Source organism: Vreelandella boliviensis LC1, from assembly GCF_000236035.1.
Classification (GTDB): domain Bacteria; phylum Pseudomonadota; class Gammaproteobacteria; order Pseudomonadales; family Halomonadaceae; genus Vreelandella; species Vreelandella boliviensis.
On record NZ_JH393259.1, the window covers coordinates 129,339 to 155,517 of the forward strand.

At 55.2% G+C, this 26,179-nt stretch carries 22 protein-coding genes; 5 read left to right on the plus strand and 17 right to left on the minus strand.

Annotation, left to right across the window (positions count from 1 at the left end):
• Positions 1 to 234: 234 nt before the first annotated feature.
• Together dsbD and ppa are read right to left on the minus strand one after the other, a co-directional pair.
• On the minus strand, positions 235 to 2,094 hold the full coding sequence (gene dsbD, locus KUC_RS15110) for a protein-disulfide reductase DsbD (protein ID WP_007114092.1): 1,860 nt from the start codon (positions 2,092 to 2,094) through the stop codon (positions 235 to 237).
• A 189-nt stretch (positions 2,095 to 2,283) separates the two neighbouring features.
• A complete protein-coding gene (gene ppa, locus KUC_RS15115) occupies positions 2,284 to 2,814 on the minus strand; it encodes an inorganic diphosphatase (protein ID WP_007114093.1) in 531 nt (176 codons plus the stop codon).
• Between the two features lie 271 nt (positions 2,815 to 3,085).
• Here ppa and KUC_RS15120 point away from each other — a divergent pair, with 271 nt between their 5' ends.
• The gene (locus tag KUC_RS15120; RefSeq protein ID WP_040481204.1) at positions 3,086 to 4,801 is read left to right on the plus strand and encodes a bifunctional protein-serine/threonine kinase/phosphatase; all 1,716 of its coding nucleotides are present in this window, start codon (positions 3,086 to 3,088) and stop codon (positions 4,799 to 4,801) included.
• 184 nt (positions 4,802 to 4,985) lie between these two features.
• On the opposite strand, the gene KUC_RS15125 is transcribed toward KUC_RS15120, so the two are convergent.
• Positions 4,986 to 6,245: a 6-phosphofructokinase gene (locus tag KUC_RS15125; protein WP_007114095.1), complete on the minus strand. Its 1,260-nt coding sequence runs from the start codon at positions 6,243 to 6,245 to the stop codon at positions 4,986 to 4,988.
• Positions 6,246 to 6,434: 189 nt separating this feature from the next.
• Complete coding sequence (gene rnt / locus KUC_RS15130) at positions 6,435 to 7,103, minus strand: ribonuclease T (protein ID WP_040481206.1); 669 nt, start codon at positions 7,101 to 7,103, stop codon at positions 6,435 to 6,437.
• 230 nt (positions 7,104 to 7,333) lie between these two features.
• Between rnt and KUC_RS15135 the strand changes: the two genes are divergently transcribed.
• The 3 genes from KUC_RS15135 to KUC_RS15145 all read left to right on the plus strand — a co-directional run bounded on the left by KUC_RS15135 (position 7,334) and on the right by KUC_RS15145 (position 10,189).
• A complete protein-coding gene (locus KUC_RS15135; protein WP_007114097.1) occupies positions 7,334 to 8,554 on the plus strand; it encodes an argininosuccinate synthase in 1,221 nt (406 codons plus the stop codon).
• A 119-nt stretch (positions 8,555 to 8,673) separates the two neighbouring features.
• Complete coding sequence (locus KUC_RS15140) at positions 8,674 to 9,012, plus strand: HlyU family transcriptional regulator (RefSeq protein WP_007114098.1); 339 nt, start codon at positions 8,674 to 8,676, stop codon at positions 9,010 to 9,012.
• Between the two features lie 37 nt (positions 9,013 to 9,049).
• Positions 9,050 to 10,189 (plus strand): DUF294 nucleotidyltransferase-like domain-containing protein, encoded by a 1,140-nt coding sequence (locus tag KUC_RS15145; RefSeq protein WP_007114099.1) that lies wholly within the window; start codon positions 9,050 to 9,052, stop codon positions 10,187 to 10,189.
• Here KUC_RS15145 and KUC_RS15150 read toward each other — a convergent pair.
• The 4 genes from KUC_RS15150 to KUC_RS15165 are packed head-to-tail and all read right to left on the minus strand — an operon-like array spanning position 10,186 to position 15,594.
• Positions 10,186 to 12,951: a sensor histidine kinase gene (locus KUC_RS15150; RefSeq protein ID WP_007114100.1), complete on the minus strand. Its 2,766-nt coding sequence runs from the start codon at positions 12,949 to 12,951 to the stop codon at positions 10,186 to 10,188. The genes KUC_RS15145 and KUC_RS15150 overlap by 4 nt on opposite strands.
• A 2-nt stretch (positions 12,952 to 12,953) precedes the next feature.
• A complete protein-coding gene (locus KUC_RS15155) occupies positions 12,954 to 13,163 on the minus strand; it encodes a hypothetical protein (RefSeq protein WP_007114101.1) in 210 nt (69 codons plus the stop codon).
• On the minus strand, positions 13,163 to 15,223 hold the full coding sequence (locus KUC_RS15160; RefSeq protein WP_007114102.1) for a 3'-5' exonuclease: 2,061 nt from the start codon (positions 15,221 to 15,223) through the stop codon (positions 13,163 to 13,165). The genes KUC_RS15155 and KUC_RS15160 overlap by 1 nt, the downstream gene beginning before the upstream one ends.
• Positions 15,220 to 15,594: a response regulator transcription factor gene (locus tag KUC_RS15165; protein WP_007114103.1), complete on the minus strand. Its 375-nt coding sequence runs from the start codon at positions 15,592 to 15,594 to the stop codon at positions 15,220 to 15,222. Before KUC_RS15165 ends, KUC_RS15160 begins: the two co-directional genes overlap by 4 nt.
• A 208-nt stretch (positions 15,595 to 15,802) precedes the next feature.
• Between KUC_RS15165 and KUC_RS15170 the strand changes: the two genes are divergently transcribed.
• Positions 15,803 to 16,858, plus strand: a complete 1,056-nt coding sequence (locus KUC_RS15170; RefSeq protein ID WP_007114104.1) for a tRNA-queuosine alpha-mannosyltransferase domain-containing protein — start codon at positions 15,803 to 15,805, stop codon at positions 16,856 to 16,858.
• Here the strand turns inward: KUC_RS15170 and KUC_RS15175 are convergent.
• The 9 genes from KUC_RS15175 to metG form a co-directional block, all read right to left on the minus strand.
• Positions 16,850 to 17,920, minus strand: a complete 1,071-nt coding sequence (locus tag KUC_RS15175; RefSeq protein WP_007114105.1) for a hypothetical protein — start codon at positions 17,918 to 17,920, stop codon at positions 16,850 to 16,852. The genes KUC_RS15170 and KUC_RS15175 overlap by 9 nt on opposite strands.
• A 12-nt stretch (positions 17,921 to 17,932) precedes the next feature.
• Positions 17,933 to 18,571, minus strand: coding sequence for an endonuclease III (nth, locus tag KUC_RS15180; protein WP_007114106.1), 639 nt, complete (start codon positions 18,569 to 18,571; stop codon positions 17,933 to 17,935).
• Positions 18,572 to 18,628: 57 nt separating this feature from the next.
• Positions 18,629 to 19,330, minus strand: a complete 702-nt coding sequence (locus tag KUC_RS15185) for an electron transport complex subunit E (RefSeq protein WP_007114107.1) — start codon at positions 19,328 to 19,330, stop codon at positions 18,629 to 18,631.
• Positions 19,327 to 19,986 carry an RnfABCDGE type electron transport complex subunit G gene (locus KUC_RS15190; RefSeq protein WP_007114108.1) on the minus strand — a complete coding sequence of 220 codons (660 nt, stop codon included), beginning with the start codon at positions 19,984 to 19,986 and terminating at the stop codon, positions 19,327 to 19,329. Before KUC_RS15190 ends, KUC_RS15185 begins: the two co-directional genes overlap by 4 nt.
• Positions 19,983 to 21,023 (minus strand): RnfABCDGE type electron transport complex subunit D, encoded by a 1,041-nt coding sequence (locus KUC_RS15195; RefSeq protein WP_007114109.1) that lies wholly within the window; start codon positions 21,021 to 21,023, stop codon positions 19,983 to 19,985. Before KUC_RS15195 ends, KUC_RS15190 begins: the two co-directional genes overlap by 4 nt.
• Positions 21,020 to 22,675, minus strand: coding sequence for an electron transport complex subunit RsxC (gene rsxC, locus KUC_RS15200; RefSeq protein WP_007114110.1), 1,656 nt, complete (start codon positions 22,673 to 22,675; stop codon positions 21,020 to 21,022). The genes KUC_RS15195 and rsxC overlap by 4 nt, the downstream gene beginning before the upstream one ends.
• Entirely contained in the window at positions 22,675 to 23,271 is a 597-nt protein-coding gene (rsxB, locus tag KUC_RS15205) for an electron transport complex subunit RsxB (protein ID WP_007114111.1), read from the minus strand. The genes rsxC and rsxB overlap by 1 nt, the downstream gene beginning before the upstream one ends.
• 12 nt (positions 23,272 to 23,283) lie before the next feature.
• Positions 23,284 to 23,865, minus strand: coding sequence for an electron transport complex subunit RsxA (rsxA, locus tag KUC_RS15210; RefSeq protein WP_007114112.1), 582 nt, complete (start codon positions 23,863 to 23,865; stop codon positions 23,284 to 23,286).
• A 175-nt stretch (positions 23,866 to 24,040) separates the two neighbouring features.
• Positions 24,041 to 26,077 carry a methionine--tRNA ligase gene (metG, locus tag KUC_RS15215; RefSeq protein WP_007114113.1) on the minus strand — a complete coding sequence of 679 codons (2,037 nt, stop codon included), beginning with the start codon at positions 26,075 to 26,077 and terminating at the stop codon, positions 24,041 to 24,043.
• Positions 26,078 to 26,179 lie beyond the last annotated feature (102 nt).

A 26,179-nucleotide genomic window follows, 5' to 3' on the forward strand; every position in this document is an offset into this window, starting at 1 on the left:
AAAAATGAAGAGAACGCTGCATGTTAGCGAACGTTACCCCGTTCTCACCGTTAAAAAAGCAAGTTTTTAGCTAATATGGGAGCGGAGTTTGCCGAAAAAGTGCCCGGATGTCCAGCAACAGCCTAAGCTAGCGTCTAAACCAGTATGTAGTGAAGAATTAAACAACTGTTTGACGATGTTCGCGTCAGAAAGCGGCTCAAGAGCTTCAATGTATAGACAGCATACGGTTGGGGCTTAGCTATTCGTTAGCCACTTGCTGACTGATTCAAGATGTTTATGCAACTGGTCGGCGGTTACCTCGCCTTGAATGCGGGCATCACGAATCTCCTCACCCTGGCTGAAAAACAGCAGGCTGGGTGGGCCGAAGAGGTTAAATTGATTCAGTAACTCACGACTTTTGGGGTCAGTGTGTGTGACATCGGCGGCGATCAAGGTGTAATCGCGAAGCGCCGCGGAAACTCGCGGGTCAGGGTAAACATCCCGCTCCAGCAGCTTACATGAAATACACCAGTCGGCGGTAAAGTGGACAAAAACTGGCTGGTTGGCGCCTTCAGCTTGGGCGATAGTCGTTTCAAGCTCGGTTAAGCTGTTTACCTCGATGAAGTCGAGTTTTTCTGCTTGAGGCTCGCCGGAAATGCTGGCGGTTGCGGCAAGCGGGCGCAGGGGGTTGCTACCGCCTTGAGCGGCACCAATTACCAGCACTATCCCCCAAGCTAGCAGCAGCAGCCCCAGCGTTTGGCGCGCCCGCGGCCAACCCTGTGGCTGATTGAAGTTGAGCGCCCCAAGCGCCAGCGCCGCGCCGATGGCGAGGGCTGCCCACAACAGCAGCGCAATAGGCGCTGCCACTAAACGCTCGATCATCCAAATTGCTACGCCTAGCAGCAACAGGCCAAAGGCAATCTTTACCCCATTCATCCAGGCGCCCGAGCGGGGCAGCAGCGTGGCGCCAAAGGTACCGACCAAAAGAAGCGGCACGCCCATGCCCATTCCCAGAGCAAACAGCACCGCGCCACCCATCGCTGCATCACCTGTTGACGAGATAAACACCAGCGCGCCAGCCAAGGGCGCCGTTACACAGGGAGACACCACCAATACCGAGAGGGCGCCAGCCAGAGCCAGCCCTGCCGGGCCACTGCGCTGAGCGCGGGCCTGCCAAGTATCAACACGGTTGGCCAAACGGGGCGACAGGTTAAGATTAAATGCCCCAAACATGGCCAGTGCAAAGAGCGTGAAGAGCACTGCAAAGATAATTAATACCGGTGCTGATTGCAGGCGCGCCTGAAGATTAAGACCTGCGCCAAACAACCCCATCAAGACCCCGACCAGTGCGTAGGTCAGCGCCATGCCGAGTACATAGCTTAAGGAAAGTGCAAAGGCGCGGGGGCGCGTGGGGTTCTGGCCTACCACAATCGATGACAAAATCGGAATCATCGGCAGCACGCATGGGGTAAAGGTAAGCCCCAAACCGGCAATGAAAAACAGTCCTAGCGCTAGCGGTAAGCTAGCATCGCTAATCAAAGCGCTAAAGCGGCTGTCTTCGCTTTGAGGCCCCGAGAAGTCACTCTGTGAGGTGGTGGTAGCGGTTTCACTAGTGGCGCTATCACCTTCTTGCCAGTTTGCAAATTGATTGGGCGGCTCAGTTTCACTGGCCTGTAGCTCCGTGCGTTCCGGTGGGTAGCATAACCCCGCATCTGCGCAGCCTTGAAACGTCAGCTCAACATTTAAGGGGCCAGAGTAGGAGGCATCCAGTGGAACTTCAAACACTAACTGGTCGCGGAACACATACACATCGCCCATAAACTCATCGTTGGTAAAGATACCTTGGGGGATGATGGGGTCGCCTAGGCTGACATTCTCAGTTTGGCTGGCTAGCGCAAACTGGTGGCGATATAAATAGTACTCATCTGCGATATCGATGCCGATATAGAGCGTATCGCCATCATGCCAAGCGGTCGGCTGAAAGGCTTCCATAACAGGTAAAAATTCGTCTTGGTTGCTAGACGATGAAAACCATTGGGCGTTTGCACTTAGCGGTAGCAAGCCGAGAAAAAAAATCAACAATGTAAACAGGCTTAGGCGTTTAATAGATAACACGGTGCGTCCTTAATCAATGGCATCGCAATGAAAGGCGAATAGCATACCGCAACCTTAAGCCCCTGGCGCATACGCTGCGGTGACGTGACGCGGTTCCTAACAGTGCCTTAATCCTGCGCATATAAAAAGACCGCCCGAAGGCGGTCTCTTATTCCATTGACGGCGGAAAGTTACGCCGCAACGCTACTGTTACGCTTTCTGATAGGCGATAACGGACTTCTCAATCGCCTTGCGTGCAGCGTCAGCACCTTCCCAGGACTCTACTTTTACCCATTTGCCTTTTTCGAGATCCTTGTAGTTCTCGAAGAAGTGGGCAATTTGCTGGCGCAGTAGTTCAGGCAGGTCGGTCACTTCATGGACATCGTCATACAGCGAGCTTAGCTTGGCGTGGGGCACGCAGATCAATTTGGCATCTTCACCCGCTTCGTCGGTCATGTTCAGAATGCCCACCGGGCGTGCGCGAACAATGCTGCCAGGTTGAACCGGGTGCGGGGTAACCACCAAGGCGTCCAGCGCATCGCCATCGTCGGCTAGGGTATGCGGGATAAAACCGTAGTTGGCGGGATAGAACATGGGGGTGGCCATAAAGCGGTCTACGAGTAGCGCGCCCATGTCTTTATCAATTTCGTATTTGATCGGATCGTGATTGGCTGGAATTTCGATCACCACGTAAACGTCGTTGGGGAGATCCTTTCCAGCAGGGATATTATCGAAGTTCATCGTTGATTCCTTGGTAGTGCTGTGGCTAGTAGAGTCGTGCAGTGGTTAGGCAATCGTTTCAAGTCGTTTATGGCGAAGAATTATACGAACATGGCTGCCCGATTACCAATGCGACATAGGTTGGCCGCAAGCCATAACTTATGCGGCCTTAAAACAGACGAATACGATAGAGACGTTTGGCGGGCATCGTTTCTGCTTTGCTGCGTGTATCATAGGCAGCGTTTATTGACAGTGATGTCCCTCGATTGAGTCGGCTGCCTAGGAGGATGACTTGTCGCACGCCCAGTTGCTCATCAGTTTTGGTCAAGCGTTTGTCGCGCCCGATCGGCGCCTGCATCGCAGTTCAATGTCGGTTCGTTTTCCCGAAGCACCGCTGCTTCGCGCCAAAGGCGGCTGTGCGGTGATAAGCGACTCCATTTCACGTAATACCATGGCCAAGCAGGCCGGTGATTTAAGCGTACGAGGCTTCCTGGCCGACTACTTTTCGACCCCCGACCACTGGGATGTCAAAACCTCTGCCACCCGCGTACTGCGGGCGCTCAACAGCTGGTGTTACAGCCAAAGCCAGCATGTTAAAGAGGGCAGCTTTGTTTCATCCATGTCGGCCATGGTATTTCGTGGCCGAGAAGCCCACCTGTTTCATATGGGCGATACGTTGGTGTTTCGTTTACGCGGCGCGGAGTTTGAGCAGCTAAGTCGCGACCATGTGACTGATTTAGGCGGCTATCGCTACCCCTCACGGGCGCTGGGTATGGACGGCAGTGTTGATATTGATTACACCCACATTGCGCTCAAACAGGGCGATCTGTTCCTGTTCACCACACAGGGCGTGCGCGGCACGCTGCTGCCGTCCGACTATGTGCGCTTGATTCGCCAGGACGCCAGTGATCTGGATGCCGCCTGCGAGCGGCTAGCCGATGAGGCGAAGCAGCGCGCCCAGGAGCGTGGTTATGGCGGCGATCAGTTCTGCTTCCAGCTGGTACGTATCGGCGAATTACCTGAAGAGGTCACCGAGCGCCCAGGGCAGTTATATGGTGATTTGCCGATTCCCCCAGAGCTGGCGCCGGGTGAGCGTTTAGACGGCCTGGAGATTCTCGCCGTGCTATCGCGAACGGCGCAGTCGCGGGTTTATCGCGTGCGTGATGTGCATAGTGAGCGGGAAATGGTAATGAAAGCGCCCAGCCCTGAGCTTTCGTTGCGCAATGCCTATCTTGAGCACTTTCTGCTCCAGCAGTGGGTGGTAGAGCGCGTTAACTCACCTTTTGTGGTTAAGGTAATGGAGCCATCTCGACCACGACGCTACCTCTATTATCTGATGCAGTATATTGAAGGCGAAACACTACGGCAGTGGGCGGAGCGACATCCTCAAGCCAGCCTGACTCAGCGCCTGGATATTGCCAATCAACTGGGTAAAGCGGTGCAAGCGCTGCATCATCGGGAAATTATTCATCAGCAGATCAATCCCGATAATATTTTGATCGACTCCCACGGCAAGCTCGTGCTCACCGATTTTAGTGCCTGCCACATGCGCGATGGCGAAGGGCATCGCCACTCAGGTGAGTTGCTCAGGCAGATTGGCTTGAACGAACACACCGCTCCTGAGTATGCGTTGGGCGACAGCATCGGTCGGCGTAGTGATCAGTACTCGCTAGCATCCACTACTTATTGGCTTTCGACCGGCGCTTTGCCCTATACGCTGACGCCCAACAGGCTGCGCAGCCATACCGACCTTGAAGAGTTGACCTACCGCAGCGCGCGAACCTCCAATCCGGAAATCTCTTCGGAATTAGATGATGCGCTACGCCGCGCCCTGGATCCCCAGCGGGCGCTACGGTTTAGGCGCATGTCCGAGTTTTTACATGCGCTTAGAGTGCCGCTTGGGCGGCTACCCAAACGTGAAGAGAGTCGTCAGGAACCGCGACGTTTTTGGCAGGGGATGGCGGGAATTCTGCTGTTGCTGCTAGTGCTTTCTTGGTTGCTGCGCTAAGCCAAGCAGTAAAAGTAGATAAAATAAGATTATGTCATTGCGAGGAGCGAAGCGACCGCGGCAATCTGAGTGTATTACCCCGAGATTGCTTCACTGCGTTCGCAATGACATAAGGCTAGGTCATTGCGAGGAGTGAAGCGACGAAGCAATCTCAGTTCGCAATGACCGGTGATTCTTTAACCGTTTACAGCGTAAAAATGGGTAATTTGCGCTCTGCTTTGGCCAGTTTCAGCTTAGCCACTTTCGGTAGACCGTTCTCAAACGGCGGAAAGTCCTCGCCCTGAATCAGCGGTGAGAGGTAGTCCCGACAGGTCTGGGTAATAGCAAAGCCGTTTTCGCTGATAAAATCCCGGGGCATAAACTTCTCTTGGTTGGCTACCTGGGAGAGTGGGGCAGAGATCACATCCCACTGGTAGGGCACCTGAGAAATACGGCGAATGGCGGGCATCATGGCGTTTTTACCCGCCAGAGCTAGCGTTACCGCTTCGCGACCCACCGCGTAGGCTTGTTCAACGTCGGTTTTAGACGCCAGGTGACGCGCCGCGCGCTGTAGGTAGTCGGCCACTGCCCAGTGATACTTGTAGCCCAAATCCTGTTTGATCATGCCGGCAAGCGTTGGTGCTACGCCGCCGAGCTGGCGGTGGCCGAACGCATCGGTATTACCCGCATCGGCCAAGAAGGTGCCATCTTCGTAGCGAGCGCCTTCAGAAACCACAATAACGCAGTAGCCATACTGCTTAACGCTCTCCTCAACCCGTGCCATGGCGGCTTTGCGGTTGAAGGGGATTTCCGGGAATATAATCATATGTGGCGGCTCGCCTTCGGCTTCGCCTGCTAACCCCCCAGCAGCGGCAATCCAGCCCGCGTGGCGGCCCATCACTTCCAGTACAAATACCTTGGTGGAGGTCGCACACATGGAGGCAATATCCAGCGATGCTTCCAGCGTAGAGGTGGCAATGTACTTGGCCACGCTGCCAAAGCCCGGGCTGTTATCGGTAATCGGTAGGTCGTTATCGACAGTTTTAGGCACGTGGATAGCGGTAAGCGGATAGCCCAGCTTTTCAGAAAGCTGTGAGACCTTTAAGCAGGTGTCGGCGCTATCGCCGCCACCGTTATAGAAAAAGTAGCGAATATCGTGGGCTTTGAAGACTTCGATCAACCGCTCGTACTGGGCGCGGTGGGTGTCAATGTCTTTTAGCTTATAGCGGCAGGAGCCAAAAGCGCCGCCCGGAGTATGACGCAGGGCAGCAATCGATTCATCGCTCTCTTGGGTAACGTCGATAAGGTCTTCCGTTAAGGCACCGATGATGCCGTTATGACCGGCGTAAACCTTGCCAATTTGATCGGGTGCTTGACGGCAGGCTTCGATAACGCCACAGGCGCTGGCGTTGATCACGGCGGTGACGCCACCGGATTGGGCGTAAAAGGCATTATGCTGGGCCATGGAAACGTCTCATCTCCTGAAAACGGGTAGGGTGAATCGGTTTTGGTACCACCACCAAGTAAATGTTTAGTGTTACTCACTTAGTACTACTTAGCAGTGGCAGTGCAAAATAACGCTGCTGCAGTGTGACAAAGTTTAGCGTAAAGCCTTGTCTGCTGCATCAGCGGCTACGCTGTTGGCTGCGAAGTGTTAATCCGCTCCGTCCATCTCTTGTTCACGCTGGGCAAGCTGCCAGCCACCCAGGTCTTTATAGCGATTAACCATCGCGCAAAACAGCTCGGCGGTGCGCTCGGTGTCATAACGAGCGGAATGGGCGGCCTTGTTATCAAACTCAATGCCCGCGGCACGACAGGCCCGAGCAAGCACTGTTTGGCCATAGATCAAGCCTGCGAGTGTGGCGGTATCAAAGCTTGAGAACGGGTGAAAAGGATTGCGCTTAATGCCGCAGCGATTGACCGCTGCGTTCAAGAATCCCTGATCGAACGCCGCATTATGGCCGACTAAAATAGCGCGCGTGCAGTCGTGTGCTTTAATCGATTTACGAATCGGGCGGAAAATTTCTCCCAGCGCTTCAGACTCGCTCAGCGCTACCTGTTGGCGTAGGGGATCGTCCAGATTAATGCCGGTAAAATCGAGCGCGGACTGTTCAACGTTCGCCCCTTCAAAGGGCTGAATGTGGTACGCATAGGTGGCATCAGGAAGCAGATTGCCCTCCGGATCCATGGTCAGCGTTACAGCGGCTATCTCAAGTACGGCGTCGCCTTGGGCATTAAATCCCCCTGTTTCTAAATCAACGACCACGGGCAGGTAACTGCGAAAACGTTGGGCCATTAATTCGCGGGCAATTGCCTCGCTCATGCAGCTCTCCTTATCTTCAAGCGAGTAATAGTTGAAGCGAGTAATAGTAACGCGAGACATCAGTCAACATCAGCGGCAAGCCACCGCTTTGAATGGTGTGATTCTAGCAGCTTTACCCCCCAGGCGTCGTTGACGGTATTCGCTGGGCATTGAGAACGCTATACTCAAGGTCTGTTTTAAGATCTACCGTTAACACTCATAAATTTCTTATGGTCAACGAGGAGCAAAGAATGTCCGATGTCAAAAAGGTTGTGCTGGCATATTCAGGCGGCCTGGACACATCCGTAATCGTTAAGTGGTTGCAAGAGACTTACAACTGCGAGGTAGTGACTTTTACTGCCGACATCGGCCAGGGCGAAGAAGTCGAACCGGCGCGAACTAAAGCACAAGCTCTTGGCGTAAAAGAGATTTACATCGAAGATTTGCGTGAAGAGTTCGTGCGTGACTACGTCTACCCGATGTTTCGCGCAAACACTATCTATGAAGGCGAGTACCTGCTGGGCACCTCTATCGCGCGCCCGCTAATTGCCAAGCGTTTGATCGAAATTGCCAATGAAACTGGCGCCGATGCTATTTCCCATGGTGCTACGGGTAAAGGCAACGACCAAGTGCGCTTTGAGCTTGGCGGCTATGCCCTTAAGCCAGGCGTAAAAGTGATCGCCCCTTGGCGTGAATGGGATTTAACCTCTCGCGAAAAGCTAATGGCGTATTGCGAAGAGCATAAAATTCCGGTCGATTTTTCTAATAAAAAGAAAAAATCGCCCTACTCCATGGATGCCAACCTACTGCACATCTCCTACGAGGGCGGTATTTTGGAAGATCCTTGGGTCGAAGCCGAAGACGATATGTGGCGCTGGAGCGTCTCTCCTGAAGCTGCGCCCGACCAGCCCACCTACGTTGAACTGACGTTTGACAAGGGCGATATCGTGGCCATCGACGGCGAGCCGTTGAAAGCCCATGAAGTGCTCGAAAAACTCAACAAGATGGGTGGCGACAACGGTATCGGTCGTTTAGATATTGTTGAAAACCGCTACGTGGGCATGAAATCTCGTGGTTGTTACGAAACGCCAGGGGGTACCATTATGTTGCGTGCTCACCGCGCGATTGAGTCACTAACCCTAGACCGCGAAGAAGCCCACCTTAAAGATCAACTGATGCCGAAATACGCTGAAGTGATCTACAACGGTTACTGGTGGAGCCCAGAGCGTCGCATGCTGCAGGCGGCTATTGACGAGACCCAAAAGAATGTAGCGGGTGTCGTGCGTATGAAGCTCTACAAAGGCAATGCTACCGTAGTGGGTCGTAAGTCCGATGAGTCGCTGTTTGATGAATCAATCGCTACCTTTGAAGATGATGCTGGCGCTTACAATCAGAAAGATGCCGAAGGCTTTATTAAGCTGAACGCGCTGCGTTTGCGCATTGCCGCAGGTAAGGGGCGCAAGCAGAGCTAAGCTATGTCTGAAAATTAGCAGCGCTCGCTGACTTTCTTTTCAGATAAACCCTGAGAAAAAGCGCATATCTTGCTAGGGCGGCAGACTCATATTGCCGCCCTACAAGCAAAGGAGCCACCATGCTTAAAAAAATACTTTCCGGTCTCTTTGGCAGTGATCGTCAGGCTGAGTCAGGCGCTACCACCAAAGCTGCTGAATCGGTGGAATACAAAGGCTACGAGATTGTCTCTCAGCCAGACAATCAGAGCGGTCAGTACCGCGTGAGCGGTTGGATTTGTAAGGCTGACGCCAATGGTGAAACCCTTGAACACCGCTTTGAGCGTTCCGATATGCTGCCAGGGCGAGAGGCCTGTGATGCCATGATGGTCACCAAAGCGCAGCGCTATATCGATGAAGTGGGTGAGGCGATGTTCGCGCCAGACCCCCGCCGTGCAAGCGATAGCGACCAGAGCGAGTAGAGCAACGCCGCCATAACGTTAAGTGAAGGAGAGGCGCATGCGTTTAGTACACCAAGCCTCACCCTGGCGCTCTCTATTCCACGTGAATGGAACGCTAAATACCTCGGCGCTCAATGCGCCGTTACACCATCTATTCTCTAAACTATTCTCGGAACTCCCCTCGCCGGACGCCTCATTAGCTGAGGCCTATGCGTGGCAACTGCCGCTGGTTGAAACGTTGGTACATTACGATCTGCCCGCCTGGCGTATTAGCCAAATTATTAGTGACCACAATGCTTCACTGTATCGCCAAGCCGTAGCGCAATCCCTTGACGAAATGCAGGCGCAGGGATGGGGCGCCCCGCCAGTCGACTACTGCGTTCTACTACTAGGATCCGCGGCGCGCTTCGAGAGCCTGCTAGGCCCCGACCAGGATAATGCGCTGATTATTGACGACTATCCGGACCACCGCCACGTGGAGGTTGACGGCTATTTTCAAGCGCTGGGTGAGCGGTTTACCCAGCGCCTGGATGAGGCCGGTATACCGCTCTGCCATGGTCATGTAATGGCGCGCTGGCCGATGTGGCGCAAACGGCTTAGTGAGTGGCACGCGCAGTTAGAAATTTGGAGCGCAGATCGACAAGTAAAGCGCGTACAGCAGACCAATATCTTGCTCGATTTTGCCCCGGTAGCCGGTAATCCAGCGCTTGCTGAACAACTGGGTAAGAGCATCGCTTCGCTACTGCCCAAAGCGTCACTATTTATGGATGAAATGGCGGCGCTACTAGATGAGTTGCCGGTGGCGCTGGATCGCTTTGGGCGGCTCGCCTCAAGCCCAGGCCTGGATGCCCCACACGAGCAAGCCATTAATCTTAAGCATCAAGGCTTGTTGCCCCTGATTAGCGCCACCCGCTTATCGTGTCTGCGGTACGGGCTGCGCGACATAGCCACACACGAGCGGTTGATCTCGCTAAGTCATACAACGGATGCGCTAACGTCGTCTGAATCGGAGTTGCTTGTAGCGGCTTTTGAGCGTCTGCAGCAGCGCCTATTGGATCAGCAGCGGTATAACAAAGCCCGTGGTCAAGCCGCTGATGGCTGGATCGATTTGCGGCGCCTGCGCGAAGATGAGCGCCTGCTGCTGAAGTTTGATCTGCAGCAGATCAAAGCCTTTGTTCAGGGAGTGAAAAACGCCTAGCCAGAGGCGGGGAGAGAAGCGTCATCCGGTGCGGCGGGGAGTTCAAGAGTTAAGCAGGCGCCACCTAAGGTTTTGGCATCTTCAACCCAGAGCCGCCCGCCCAGGTGGGCGATAATGCCTCTACTAATTGGCAACCCTAAGCCGCTGCCTCTTGGCCGACCACGGGGAATATCGTCGTCCTGTTGAATTTGATGAAATTTTTCAAACACCCGCTCACGCTCATCAAAGCTAATACCCGCACCGTTATCCTCCACGCTTAGCCGGAAATGACGACGATGGCGATAAAGCGTGAGGTGCACTTTTGGCTGATCCCGGTCGGCAAACTTACCCGCGTTATCAAGCAGATTAATTATGACCTGCTCTAAGCGGTCATGGTCGCCAACTACCATCGCAGGGTCAGCTTCTAGGCTAACGTCTAGCGCAATGCCGCGTTCTTCATGCAGATGCGCAATAGCGTCAATGCTATGTCGAGTAAGGTCGGCAAGGTCGAGTGGCACTGGATTTAGCGTTAAACGACCGCTCTCCAGGCGGGCAAGATCCAGAATCTCTTCGATTAGACGTGACAGTCGCTGGCTCTCATGGACGATCACACCAAGAAAATGCTGACGCTTCTCCATAGGTAGCTGGCTGCTATCGCGTAAAATTTCGGCAAAGGCACGAATGGAGGTGAGCGGCGTGCGTAGTTCGTGGCTGACCATGGCGACAAACTCATCTTTCAAGCGGTCCAGCTCGCGCAGGCGCTCATTGGCGCTGCGCAACTCTTCGCCGATTTTTGCCAGCTCTTGGGACTTCTGCTCCAAACGGCGGTTGTACTCCAGGGTTTGTGAGGTCGTGTCCAAAATGCTCAGAATCGACTCAATATCCAGCGCTTCACCACGTACAACTGAGTTGATCAGTACTCGCGCTGAGGAACTGCCCAGCGCCCCTGCTAGTGCCTGTTCGGCTCGGGTAATCAGCTCGGCAGTGGCGAGCTGATCCGCCGCATAATCGCTTTTGGTTCCGCTATGGCTAAATACGCGGCGGGTGGTATGGGCACCCAAATAGCGAACTAGCAGCTCTTTGAGTGCCCCCTGGGTAGTTTGCCCACGCCAAAGCGACGTAGATAGCGAGGTGGTTTGCAGGTTAGGGTGCATTGCTTCTGTGAACAGCGCTGCCTGGGTTTGCTCAAGTGGCGTAGGGCGAGTAAACAGCGATACCCCCACTAATAGCCCCACGTTAGCCATCATGCTCCAGAGCAGCGAATGGGTATAAATATCCCAATTTTCGAGCCCGAATAAGCCATAGGGAATTAGCCAAGCGATACCCCAGGGGCCTTCGGTGAGCAGTGCTGCATCCAACCAACCGGATTGGGCAAACCCTGGCAGCAGCAGCGTATAACACCAGAGTAAGAAACCGGCGATTAGGCCAGCTGTGGCACCTTGGCGAGTGGCGCCGCGCCAATACAGGCCAATCAAGAGCGCTGGAGCGAACTGGGCTGCCCCGGCAAAGGAGACCAGCCCAATAGTGACAAGGCTATAGGAGTCACCAATCAACGCATGGTAGAGATAGCCGAGCAGCAAAATAAGCACGATAGCAATGCGCCGAATACCCAACAGCCAACCGGCAAGCTCCCCACTGGAACTTAAGTGCAGCCGCCGTGAGCGCAGCAGAAGAGGCATCACCAACTGGTTGCTGACCATGGTTGAAAGCGCGATTGTCTCGACAATCACCATGCCTGTCGCTGCAGAGAGGCCACCAATAAAGACCAGTAGCGGCAGCCCCTCTAAACCTGCTGAGAGCGGCAGCGTTAGCACGAAACTGTCCGGGTCACCCGCGCTGACGCCCAGCAGCAGTCCAGCCAGCGCAATGGGAATAACGAACAGGTTAATCAGCAGCATGTAGAGGGGAAATAGCCAGCTTGCTCTCGCTAAGTGCTGCTCATCGACATTCTCGACCACCAAAACCTGGAATTGACGGGGCAGAGTTAAGAAGGCCAGAAAGGCCAGCACCAGCATGCCCACCCAGCCAGTGGCGCCACCCGGAACACTATCCAGCCGCATGCTATCGATAAGGGCAGGAGTGGCCGCTACCTGGGCAAACAGCGCAGCGGGACCTTCAAACATTACAAACACCACGAACACGCCAACGGCCATAAAGGCCACCAGCTTAACGATGGATTCTACCGCGATCGCCGCCACCATGCCTTCATGACGCTCGCTGGCATCCAGGTGGCGCGTGCCAAACAGAATAATAAAGACCGCCAATACCAAGGCGACCCAGAGGGACTTATCCATCCAGAAGTGTTCATCCACTAATGTGGTGTCGGCCGCGCGAGGATAATTAATCAGTACCGCGTGACTTACGGTAATAGCTTTTAACTGCAGGGCAATATAGGGGGTAATGCTAATCAGGGCCATTACGGCAACAAGGGCGCCTAAACTGGTGCTTTTGCCGTAGCGGGCGCTGATAAAGTCGGCAATTGAGGTAATCCGCTGTCGTGCCGCGATGCGCACCATCTTGCGGATGACCGAAGGGGCCAACAGCATCGCCAGAGTGGGGCCCAGGTAGATGAGCAAAAAGCTGGGGCCATACTCGGCTGCACGCCCTACGCTGCCGTAGAACGTCCAGGCCGTGCAGTAAACAGCAATGGAGAGGGCGTATACCGTTGGCGAACCAATGATGGAGCGACCCTGCTCCGCCCGCCGGTCACCCCAGGCAGCGACCACAAACAGCAGCGCCAAGTAGCCAAAGGCGGTGCCGAGGATGATCGCCTCACTACGCATGGCTAGCGGCCTGCACGCTGTTCCATCAGCCAAGCAGTTAAGCCGATCACCACTGCCCAGACGATAAATAGATAGAGCGGTAGCCAGCCCAAGTTATAGGTAGGTAGTCGATCCACCACGATAATCAACGGTGGGGAGAACAGCAGCAGGGCAATCGCCACCAGGGCCATTAGGCGCTCTGTTTGTCGTGATTTCATACCGAAAGGTTTCATCAGGCACTGGCATCCTGTTGGTCGAAGGCGTTGGCTTGCAGCGCTAACAACTGCTCAAGCGTATCGACACCGCGGGCTTCTAAGCGTGGCAGCAGGGCTAGCCATAGCTCGGCAGTGACGCGGGCATCGCCTAATGCAGTGTGGCGCGTCCCTGGTGGAAAAGCCAGATCATAGCGCTGTGCCAGGCTATCCAGATCATGCCCATCCAGCGCTTCATCCAGTGCCCGTGAAATCAGCAGGGTATCGATCACTGGGATATCAAAGGCGACCCCTTTGTGGCTGATGGCGAGCAGATCAAAGGCGGCGTTATGGGCCAGCAATACGGCTTCGCTGACATAATCACGAAACCGAGTAAGCACAATGTCCAGCGGCGGCGCACCGACCACATCGGCATCGGTAAGGCCGTGAATTGCGGTGCTAGCCGGTGGGATCGGTCGCTGCGGATCAACTTTTTGATCGAAGACCTCGCTTGCCAATAAACGGGCGTTGACCACGCGGCAAGCGCCAAGACTGATGACGGTGTCGCCCCGGCGCAGTTCCAGCCCGGTGGTTTCAGTATCAAAAGCCACTATTTCCAGGCTGCGCAGCGTTCGGCTGGCGAGAGCTTCATCCGGCGGGGGTAGGTCGGCAATGCCAAAGTCATGAAATTCAGGGCGCGGAGGTGCGGTTTCTCGTGGGGCGCCGACGCGCTCCATGGCGGGCAGGGGAAGTCGCAGGCGTGAGTGAACGCCATCATCGTCGGCAAGGCTCCAGATGTCGCTGGCGTGTTGGCGCATCACATCAGCAACGCTTGGCGTCAACGGCAGTGAGTTTAGCGGCTGCTGTCGCCACTCCGCCAGCTCATGCTCAGGGATCGCTTTGCCGTGCCAAATAAGGTCAAGATAGACGCGTTTATTGCCCAGGCATATCTCACCCTCAAAGCCACTGTCAGGCAGATGGGTATTGAGGTGCTTGACTAAAGAGTCGAACAGCGCAATTAGAGCGGGGGCGTCGCCTTTAAACCAGGCAGGCATGCCCACCGGGGTGATTAAGCGATGCTCCGGGTCAAGGCGCTCATCCAACGCTTGCCAGAAGTCGTTTGACCACATGGGCGTTAAGCGCTCGCCCTGGTGTTGCATGTCGTCGAGTAGCTGGCCGATTTTAGCCACGTTGTCGCCGAGCGTAACGCCTTCCTCGTGGATTACCCGTTCAAAACGCTGGCGTAAAGACGACGTGCTGGCGTCATTTTGATCGCGCAGTTGTATCAGGGCATCGGCGGCGCTGGTCAGGCTGGCGGTATGCTGACGAAGCGGTGTCAGCATCGCCGCCAGTTCCGCTCTAACGCCCATTTCACTCGACCAGGATGCAGTGGCGTCACTAAAGGTCAGCAATGTTTCGCCATCACTACCCGGTACGCGGCGTAAAATCACCTTGAGCCAGCGGTCGTCACAGGGAGCGAGTAATTCACGCGGGGAGCCATCGTTAGGCAGTTGGCTGAGCATGTGCTGTATGCTCGCTACCGGTAGCAGCGCCTCCAGGCGTTTGCCCAGCCCTAATCCGGTATTACCCTCAAAAAAGTCCTCGGCTGCCTGATTAAACAGCATGAGGCGGCGGTGATGATCACACAGTAGCAGCGGCGTTTCGAGTACTTGCAGCAGCGTTTCCAGCTCCTGGCGAATGCGTGCGGCGCTGCGGGCGCCGTCGGCGTGAGCGGTGGCGAGACGGCTGCGATCTGATCGCCAGCTTTCGCGCACTCGACGTAGGTCTGGCCCCAGCCCTTTTAGCCAACCTTCGGGTGGGTGCTCATCTCGTGCGTCCGGGTTTGCGACTAAGCGCGCCAGCTGTACCTGTAAATGGCGCAGCGGGGTAAACAGCATGCGCTCAAGCAGCAAGCCGACTAAAAAAATCGTTGCGCCACCGGAGAAGCTGCCTAGCCACAGGGCAATACGCGTTACGCCAGTGGGGGCAAGTTTCGCATCCAGCCAGGCGGCAAAAATGGCTCCACCCAGCAGGCTGATGCCACTAAGTAGCAGCCAGAGGCCAATCAGGCGCTGACGTTTGGGCAGCCCGCCTCGGGTCATGGCTGATCCTCAATCAGTAGCGCTTTGACTTTTTCGACTAGCGATTGGGTAGAGAAGGGCTTGGTGATGTAGTCATCTGCGCCCAGCGCCATGCCTTTCTCCCGCTCGACGTCACGCCCGTGAGCAGTCAGCATGATAATGGGAAGCAGAGCGGTAGCCGCTTCGCTACGCAGCCGCTCTAAAACGTCAAAACCGCTAATCCCCGGCAGGCTAATATCGAGTAAGAGTAGATCGGGCTGGCTATCATTCACTCTTGCCAGGGCTTGTTCACCATCTTCGGCAGTGACGACCTCAAACCCTGCTTGCTCCATCAGAAATTCTAGCGATAAAACAATGTTGGGTTCGTCATCGACGACGAGCACTTTAGCCATGGAGCTCTCCTGCTTTTATTTGTTTTAGCGAAGTATGCTTTCAGTCTAGATAGATCTAACAGGTCAGCCAAGACGACCTTGGCCGAATGTATGCAAAACAAGTGAGCTACCACAGAGGAGCTATCAAGCACGCTTTGATACACTGTTTGATTTATTGCCATGGCTAAAACTGTTATGGCTGTCTACTGAATAGCAGTTAAGGCTACTAATGCGCGTATTACTATTATCTGCCTATGAAGCGGTGAGTCATCGCTATTGGGCGGAAAGTTTGATGGACACTATTGGTGAGGTCAGGTGGACGTCGTTGAGCTTGCCGCCAAGACATTTTCGTTGGCGCATTCGCGGTAATCCGCTGAGCTGGATGCTAAAAGAGCATGACACCCTTAGCCAGCATTTCGATGTGGTCTTGGCCACTTCGATGGTTGATTTGGCAACGCTGGTCGGGCTTTTCCCCCACTTGGGGCAAGCTAAAAAAATCGTCTATTTCCATGAAAACCAGTTTGCCTATCCGGAATCGAGCGATCAGATGCCGCAAGTAGAGGCCAAGATGGTCAATCTTTATACGGCGTTGGCGGCGGATAGCGTGGTGTTTAACAGCGCCTACAACCGCGACTCTTTTATCGATGGCGCGCGAGCCTTTCTGAAAAAAATGCCGGAAAACCTCCCCGCGGTTAAGCCCTTAGAGGCGCTGCGTTCGCGTGCCCAGGTGCTGCCGGTTCCCATCCCTGTTAGCAATAAAACGTCTCGCGATGCAACGATGCCCCATCGTATTGTTTGGAATCATCGCTGGGAGTACGACAAAAACCCCGACGACTTCTTTGCGGTGCTGTTTGCCTTGAGCGACGCCGGGGTCTCGTTTGAGCTAGCGGTAATGGGTCAGCGTTTTCGTCAAGCCCCGGCTATTTTTGCCGAGGCCGAGCAGCGCTTAGCCAAGCATATTGTGGCTTGGGGGCCACAGCCGGAAGAGGCGTATCGCGAGCTGCTGGATAGCGCCGGTATTGTGGTATCAACGACATGGCATGAGTTTCAGGGCTTGGCGATTATGGAAGCCGCCCAGCGCGGGGCGCTGCCGCTAGTGCCTGATCGGCTCTGTTTCCCCGCTCTCTACCCGCCAGCCTATCGTTATGACGGTACCCGGGAAGGGCTTTATGAGCGGCTTAGTGCTTGGCTAACCGACCCGGCATCTCGTCCTGAACGCCTTGATGCCACGGCATGGGAGTGGCCTGCTTGGCGTGAGGCATATCGCCAGCTTTTATCAGTCTAGCGGGTCTAGCCGGCGAGTAGGCCAGTGAACCACGGCGGTATGGCGACGCATCTTTTGCGCAAGTGTTGGGTGTTCTCGGTGAATCACCTGCTCGGCAAACTCGGATAGGAAATGTGATTTCAGCTCTGCCCGGGCGCGATCGACGCCACTATGTTGGTAGGGTGTTGAGGCCAGCAGCATAAAACCATCGTCTGGAATGCGTCCGGCGCGCATGTTGGCGTCAATAATGGTGGCCGCCGTGCCAATGGGTACCGCTAAATCAGGCCCGTAGGGGCCTATGATCAAGGCAGTATTGGGTAAGTGCAAAAAATCAAAGCCCCGGCCTATGCAGATTACCCATTCACGGTGTTCGATATCCAGCTCCCGCTCGATACCCTGTAGTTCGCTAACGTGGGCTAGATTGCCTTCCAGCAACGGCAGCAGATCTCGCTGCATGTGATGAGGCATATCCGGGCAAATAGAATTCAGTTGACTGCTTAGACCTTCGGCGGCACGCCCCGCCCAGTCGCTTACATCAAGGGTCGCACCCTCTTTCCCGTGAATTATTAGCGCATCGCTGTCGGTTTCAAAGCCACATACCAGCGGATAAACCTGCTGGTGATCGTGACCAAACAGCTTCCCCGCCTGTTCGGCGATGGTATAGGCGTGGGCTTTAGCGGCCTGTGTATCGCAATTAAAACCGGCGCAGCCACGGGCCTGGTTGCCTCGCGAAAAGTGATAGGTGATCAGCATCAGTGTGGCGCGCCCCGCTTGAGCCGCATCGACTACCGTGTCGGTCAGTAGCTCACCCAAGTAGGGCCAGCCCAAATCAAAAATGCCGCCGAGATTACGAAATGGGGTAATAATCCCTAACGGCGTACGCGTAGCATGGGGAATATGAATCCGCCCATCCATACACTTCATCACCACGATGGAGGTGGGGTGCTGGGCAATATAGCGTTGCCGCGCCAGCCATGACCCGGGGCTACAGAAGTGCTCGGCATGTTGCTTTGAGAGATCCAACAGCGCATCAATACGCCTCTCGATGGGCTGGTCATGCAGTAGCGTAGCGGGGGTAGGCATGTAACGCTCCGTCTATGCGAGTTCGGTTTTATCTTTATAATCGCATAGATCCTCGATAATACAGCTACCACAGCGCGGTTTACGGGCGATGCAAGTGTAACGGCCGTGCAGAATCAGCCAGTGGTGAGCATCGTGAAGGAAGGCTTTGGGCACGTGCCGCAGCAGTTTTTGCTCCACCTCAACAACATCTTTGCCTTTAGCGATGCCGGTGCGGTTGGATACCCGGAAAATATGCGTATCCACTGCCATGGTGGGCTGGCCAAAGGCGGTATTAAGTATCACGTTGGCGGTTTTACGACCTACCCCTGGCAAGGCCTCTAGCGCTTGGCGGGTGCCGGGCACCTCGCCGCCGTGCAGATCGACCAGCATGTGGCAGGTTTTCATCAGATTTTCGGCTTTGGTGTTATATAGGCCGATGGTTTTGATATGCGCTTTAAGCTCATCGATACCTAAATCAATAATCGCCTGGGGCGTGTTGGCGACTGGATAGAGCCGCGCCGTGGCTTTATTAACGCCCACATCGGTGGCTTGGGCGGAAAGCAATACGGCGGCCAACAGCTCAAACGGCGTGTTCCAATTAAGCTCGGTGGTTGGGTGCGGGTTCTCTGCCTGGAGGCGAGTAAAGATTTCATGACGCTTTTGGGCATTCATGGCGTGTCTCTTTATTAATACAAATTATTAATACAAGCGGTTGTTTACGTGTGCCGTTTACTTAATCGTACCGGTGACCCGCACGCGGCGATCGGCGCGCGGTGCGGCTGCCACTGGTCGGGCACGGGCAGCGCTACGTTGGTCGATGACATTTTTCAGGGCGATTAACATGCCTGCCACAAAGAACGCCCCCGGCGGCAGTATGAAAAACAGAAACTGGTAGTCGTCGGCAATAGTTAGCTGCCAATTGGCCGCGTCGGGCCCAAACAGTAGCGCCATACCGCTAAATAGCGTGCCTTGGCCGAGTAGCTCGCGTAGCGCGCCAAGCAGCACCAGTACCGCACCAAAACCGAGGCCCATCATCAAGCCGTCTATGGCCGCTGGAAGTACCGGCTGGCGGGAGGCAAAGGCATCGGCCCGACCGAGAATGGCGCAGTTGGTGACGATCAGTGGAATGAAAATCCCCAATACTTGATAAAGCGGGTAGGCATAGGCAGCCATCAGCAGTTCAGCGCAGGTGACAAAGGCGGCAATGACCATCACAAAAGCGGGTAGGCGCACCGCGCTGGGCACCTGGTGACGAATCAGCGAAATCGCCGTGCTGGCGCCCACCATGACCATTAGCGTGGCCAGAGCCAGCCCCAGCGCATTGACGACGCTGCCGCTGACTGCCAGCAGTGGGCAGAGTCCTAGTAACTGAACCAGTACAGGGTTATTCGACCAAAGGCCGCTTCGGGCGAGTTCGCGCCACTGGCTCATAAGGTGGACTCCTCGAAGGTAATCGGTAGCGGTGTATAGGTGGCGTACTGAAGCGCTTTATGGACAGCATTTACCACGGCCCTGGGCGTAATCGTCGCACCGGTAAAAGCATCAAAGTGACCACCATCTTTAGCTACCGCCCATCCTTCCGGCGGCAAACTATCTAATCCCAGGCCGTTAAAGTCAGTGATCCAGTCGCTGCGGCTGCGCTCAATGTCATCACCCAGCCCAGGCGTTTCCTGGTGCTGGGTAACGCGCACGCCGCTAATACGCTGCTGCTCGTCAATGCCAATCAGCAGGCGGATTTCGCCGTTATAACCCTGTCGGGTCACCACCGGCAAGATCACTGCGCTTCTCCCATTTCTGCTCTGGTTATTGATCTCGCTGTCACTTACCCACCAGCCTTGGCTATCGCTCGCAAGCCCTAGCGCTTCTGGGTTGGGAAGTGTAAAAGTGCTCTCCAACACTTGGGTGACGGGCGTATTGGCCAACGCTTCGGGCAGTACTTCCTGCAGCTGTCGGTGTTGGTAAGCCAACTGATGCGTCTCAATACGTTCGGCGGTTAGTGCGCGCGTAAGTGCGACGCTGCCCGCTGTTACCAAGGCAAAAGTGCCTAGGGCAAGCGCGCCACGCTGCGAGGCTTGGAAGAGCGTCATGGCCGCTCACCTGATGAGGTGTTTGGATGGCCAGTGGGGCGCGGCACGCTATATAGATCAAGTAATGGTACGCACAGGTTCATCAGCAATACCGCAAACGCCACCGCATCGGGGTAGCCGCCAACGGTGCGAATAATGATAATTAGCGCACCAATCCCCGCGCCATAGATAAGTTTGCCGCGTTGGCTGGTGGCGGCGGATACCGGGTCGGTGGCAATAAAGAACGCCCCAAATAGCGTTGCCCCAGTGAGCAGGTGGAACAGCGGTGAAGCAAAGTGGCTGGGGTCGCTGAGATAAAACAGTGTGGCTAGTAGTAATACGCTGCCAAGCATAGCGATCGGGATATGCCAGCTAATAACCCGCTTCACCAACAATAGTACTCCACCCGCTAACCAAGCAAGAGCTACCCATCGCCAGGCACTTAGGGTTCCATCCGGCAGTGGATTGGTCGCCCAGAACTCGCTGGCCAGCACGGCTTCGCCTTTATGCTTAAAAGCATCAAGGGGTGTTGCGCCGCTCAAACTATCCAGCTGAGCGGTCGGCAGCGTTCCAGCGATTTGTGCCCATAAGCCGTTTGGTATCAGTGCCTGGGGTGGTGCCCACAGTGTCATGTAGGTAGGAAAGGACACCAACAGCAGCGCATAGCCCACCATGGCGGGGTTAAACGGGTTATGCCCCAAGCCGCCGTATAGCTGCTTGGCGACCACAATCGCCGCGATCATACCAACACCGATAAGCCACCAAGGGCTAGCGGGTGGCAGTGATGCTCCTAGCAAAACGCCGGTAAGCAGGGCGCTTGAGTCATTCAGCGTCACACGAATGGGGCGCTTGCGTAGCCACAGCACGGCGGCTTCAAGCGCAACGCCAAATACGGCGGCTATTACCACGTTGCTGATGACGCCAAGGCCAAAGAAGTAGCTCATGGTGGCGATGCCTGGCAGGGTTGCCGCAATTACCCAGCGCATTAAGCTCGCCGTTGGCGGTACAGACGTTGCCGTCATGGCATCTTTAACCCCTGACGCGCGCATCATGCTCATGACGACTCCTCGCTAGACTGCTGTTCGCGCGCCTGGGCAAGCTGCAATTCGGCTGCTTTTAAGTTCTCCTGGGCGGTGGCAAGCTGCATTTCAAAGTCATCCAGGGATTGTTTGGGGTCTTCCTGAGCGACTCGCGCCAGGGTTTTTTCAGCCTTTTTGACCGATGCTTTGGCGGCGGCATGGGCGATGCGCAGACCGCGTAAGTCGACCTTTTCGCTGCTGGCTGCAATAGTGTTAGACGGGCGCCGCTGTTGCGCCTGACGGGCTTCCTTGCGTGCCTGTTTCTCAGCCTCCTCCCGAGCAAGCCGCGCTTGGCGAAACTCAAAGCGGTGCTTGGCGTGCTCCGCTTTTGCTGTCTCAATTCGCTGCAGTCGTAACCGGCTTTTAGCTTCCCGGTAATCCACGACGAGCGGAATATGGCTAGGGCAGACGTAGCTGCAGGCACCGCACTCAATGCAGTCAAACAGGTGATAGCGCTCCAGCTTGGCATCGTCTTGAGCGCGGGCGTACCAGTGCAGCTGTTGCGGCAGCAGCGCGACCGGGCAAACACTTTCGCACTCGCCGCAGCGAATGCAGGGCGATTCTGCCGGGGGTGGCGGCAACTCTTCAATCGTTGCCGCGATTAAACAATTGGTTAGTTTGGTGACCGGCGCATCAAGTGTTAGCAGTGGCGTGCCCATCATGGGGCCACCCTGAATCACTTGGTGTAACTCTGGGGTATTCAGCCCTGCCTGTTCCAGCAGCTCTCTAACGGATGTGCCCAGGCGCACCCAGCGATTGCCGGGCTGGGAAATCGCCTCTCCCGTCAGCGTGACCACCCTGGAAACTAACGGCTGCCCATCACGCACCGCGTGTAGTATCGCCAGCAGGGTGCCTGGGTTATGGCAGAGCACGCCCACATCAGCGGGCAGCCCTCCGCTGGGTACGTTAAGGTTTAGCAGCCTTTTAATTAGCTGGCGCTCGCCGCCGCTGGGGTAGCGGGTGGCTATCACTTTCAGCTCAATGCTGATCGGCTGGCTATTTGAAAGGGCGTGCTTCAGGGCTTCTATGGCCTCGGGTTTGTTATCCTCGATGCCAATAATTATATGCTGTGCGCCGCACAGCTTGGCGATTATCTGCGCACCTTCGAGCACTTCGTTAGCGTGGTGGCGCAGGGTAAGGTCGTCGACGGTAATATAGGGCTCGCATTCGGCGGCGTTAATCACCAGGGTGTTAATCGCATGCCGCTCCACCACCCGCGCTTTAATATGGGTGGGAAACCCAGCGCCACCTAAGCCGACGATACCGCTGTCGTTTAAACGCTCGAGCAGCGCATGGGGTTCAACATATTGCCACGCCAATGGTGGCAGCCGGAGCCACTCATCTTGCCCATCGCCCTCAATGGAGATTTGGGTAGCGTTAACCTCGCTCACCATTCCGCTAATGCTGGCGTGCAGGTCGCTAGAGATCATGCCTTCACGTTTGGCAATCACGCTGCCCACTTTTACCGTATCGCCCGGTGCCACACAGGGCGTGGCGGCCTGGCCGCTGTGCTGCTGCAGGGTAAGAATTACTCGGCTTGGCAGCGGCGCTTCAGTTAGTGCAGATCGGTTGGAGCGCTGTTTACGCTCTGGTGGATAAATGCCACCGGGGAAGTCATAGGCGTTCGACATCAAGGCTCCCCTTGTGCGGATTGGCGGTCGCTGGCAATCACGTTTGATGAGTGCGCCACTACCGGCTGCCACTGGTTGAGCGGAGCGGAGCGCGGCAGCATATCGATGCAGTCCACGGGACAGGGGTCAAGGCAGAGATCGCAGCCGGTGCACTCGTCTTCAATCACGGTATGCATTAACTTAGCTGCGCCGATAATTGCATCAACCGGGCAGGCTTGGATGCATTTCGTGCAGCCGATGCACTCCTCTTCGCGAATAAACGCTACCTTAGCTACGCTCTGGGCTTCGCCATCCAGAGGTGCGGGCTCGCGACCCAAGAGGTCGGCAAGGGCATGTATCGTCGCCTCACCACCCGGTGGGCATTTATTCAGCGCATCGCCTTGGTTAATCGCCTCGGCGTAAGGGCGACAGCCTGGATAGCCACACTGACCACACTGGGTTTGCGGTAAAATCGCATCAATTTGCTCAACAAGCGGGTTATCTTCGCGCTTAAAGCGTTCGCTAACCACCCCCAGCAGGGCACCAAAACCGACACCCAAGCCGGTTAAGACCGCGATTGCGCTCAGGATACCAATGACATCAATGCTGCTATACATCGCACGCTGCCTTCATCCCTGCACCAACCCTGAAAAGCCGAGAAATGCCAACGACATTAGGCTGGCGGTGACCATAGCAATCGCGGCGCCTTGGAAGGGTTTGGGAATATCCGCCCCCGCCAGTCGCTCCCGCATTGCCGCGAATAGCACCAATATTAGCGAGAAGCCCAGCGCTGCGCCCAGTCCATAAAGGGTGGTATGGAAAAAGCTTAACTCACGGTTTAATGACAGCAGCGCTACGCCCAATACTGCGCAGTTGGTGGTGATGAGCGGCAGGAAAATGCCCAGCACTTGGTGTAGCAGCGGACTCAATTGGCGAACCATGATTTCGGTAAACTGAACCACAGCGGCGATCACCACGATAAAGCTGATGGTGCGCAGGTAGGTCACATCCAAGGGCACCAGTAGGCCGTGATAAACCACGAAACTAGCAGCCGACGCCAGGGTCAGCACAAAAGTGGTGGCCAGGGACATGCCCATGGCCGACTCCAGTTTGTTAGAGACGCCCATAAACGGGCATAGGCCCAGGAACTGAACCAGTACGAAGTTGTTGACCAGCGCGGTGCTAATCAAAATGATAAATAGCTCACTCATAGCGGCGTATTGTGCGAAGAAAAGGCGGCATTGGCTAGTGGGAGGTAAGGAAGTTTGATGTGTGAAACACCTATGCAGTAGGAAGCTTGAATAACAGAGCCGCTTTAATAAAAATGCAAAGGGCAGAGCGCTTTGAGTCTCTGCCCTTTAACTTGCCTACCGCTTACGCGACGGATTAGGTTACCCGCTGGCCCGGTTCAGCACCCGTGTCAGGGGAGAGCAGATAGATGCCATCTTCGTTGGCAGAGGCCAACACCATGCCTTCCGATACGCCAAAGCGCATTTTGCGCGGTGCCAGGTTGGCGACCATAACCGTTAAGCGACCTTCTAATGCTTCCGGCGCGTAGGCGGAGCGAATGCCGGAGAAGACGTTGCGGGTTTCGCCACCCAGATCGAGGGTCAACTGCAGTAGCTTGTCGGCGCCTTCCACGTATTCGGCTTTGGCAATGCGCGCAATCCTTAGGTCTACCTTGGCAAAAGCTGCAAAGTCGATTTCCTTAGCGATAGGGTCTTCCGCCAGCGGGCCTTTGGGCGCTTCTTTCAGCTTTTGCTCTTCCACGAGATCCTCCTTCGACGCTTCAATCATGGCATCAATCTTATCGCGTTCGACGCGGGTCATCAGCGGCTTGAATTTGTTGATCGGATGATCGGTCAGGACCGTTTGACGAGAATGCCAGTCCAGCGAATCAACGTTAAGAAACGCGCGAGCTTCTACGGCCATAGCCGGTACCACGGGCGCTAGATACACCATTAACTGACGGAACAGGTTAATGCCTACCGAGCATATTTCCAGTACTTCAGTATCGCGGCCATCCTGCTTGGCCAGTGCCCAGGGCTCTTTGTCAGCAATATAGGTGTTGGCTTCGTCTGCCAGTTCCATAATTTTGCGCATTGCCCGGCTAAATTCGCGTGCTTCAAAATCTTCGGCAATATCGTCACCGGCGGCAATAAAGCGGGCGACCATTTGTGGCTCAGCGCAGTGGCTTGAGAGACTCCCGCCGCCAAGTTTTTTAACAAAACCGGCGCAGCGGCTGGCAATGTTGACCACCTTGCCGACTAAATCAGAGTTTACCCGTGCGGCAAAATCTTCCAGATTCAGATCCAGGTCGTCGACTTTAGAAGTAAGCTTAGCGGCAAAGTAGTAGCGCAGATACTCGGGGTTGAGATGGTCGGCGTAGGTAGCGGCTTTAATAAAAGTACCGCGGGATTTCGACATCTTGGCGCCGTCTACGGTCAGGAAACCGTGGCAGTTGACGGCGGTGGGCGTGCGCAGGTCAGCGCCATGCAGCATAGCGGGCCAGAACAGCGCATGGAAGTAGACGATATCTTTGCCGATAAAGTGATACACCTCGGCCTTCGAGTCTTTGTTCCAGTAGCTGTCGAAGTCGATACCTTCACGGTCACAGAGGTTTTTAAAACTGGCCAAATAGCCAATCGGCGCATCCAGCCAGACATAGAAGTACTTGCCGGGTGCATCAGGAATTTCAAAGCCAAAGTAGGGCGCGTCGCGGGAAATGTCCCACTCGTTAAAGCCGGACTCAAACCACTCCATCAGCTTATTACGTATTTGCGGCTGAACGTGGCCGTCATCAATCCAGCGCTGCAAAAAGCCGGCAAAGTCGGGCAGCTTGAAGAAGTAGTGAGTCGAGGTGCGTACTTCGGGCGTGGCACCTGAGATAGCCGAAACTGGATTAATTAAGTCGGCGGGGGTGTAGGTAGCGCCACACTTTTCGCAGTTATCGCCATACTGGTCATCAGCGCCGCATTTAGGGCAGGTGCCTTTAATGAAGCGATCGGCTAGAAACAGACCTTTTTGGGGGTCAAACATCTGCTCAATATCGCGAGTAGCAATATGGCCTTTATCCCGCAAACGCTTGTAAATCATTTCGCTGAAGTAGCGGTTTTCAGCAGAGTGGGTCGAGTGGTAGTTGTCGAACCCGACACCAAAACGAGCAAAGTCCGTTTGGTGATCGTTGGAAACTCGTTCAATCAGCGCTTCCGAGGTAATACCTTCCTGTTCCGCACGCAGCATAATGGCGGTGCCATGGGCGTCATCGGCACACACGTAGTAGCACTGTTGGCCACGACTTTTCTGGAAACGTACCCAGATATCAGTCTGGATATACTCAAGTAAGTGACCGAGGTGAATGGCTCCGTTGGCGTAAGGGAGCGCGCTAGTCACCAAAATGTTGCGCGTGGCGGTAGTAGACATGGTGAAGGTTAATTCCGAGTGAATAAGGGTGCCGATCAGGCGATAACAAAAAAGACGGCGAAGTCGCTAAACGCTTCGCCGATACCGTTACTTCCTAGCAAT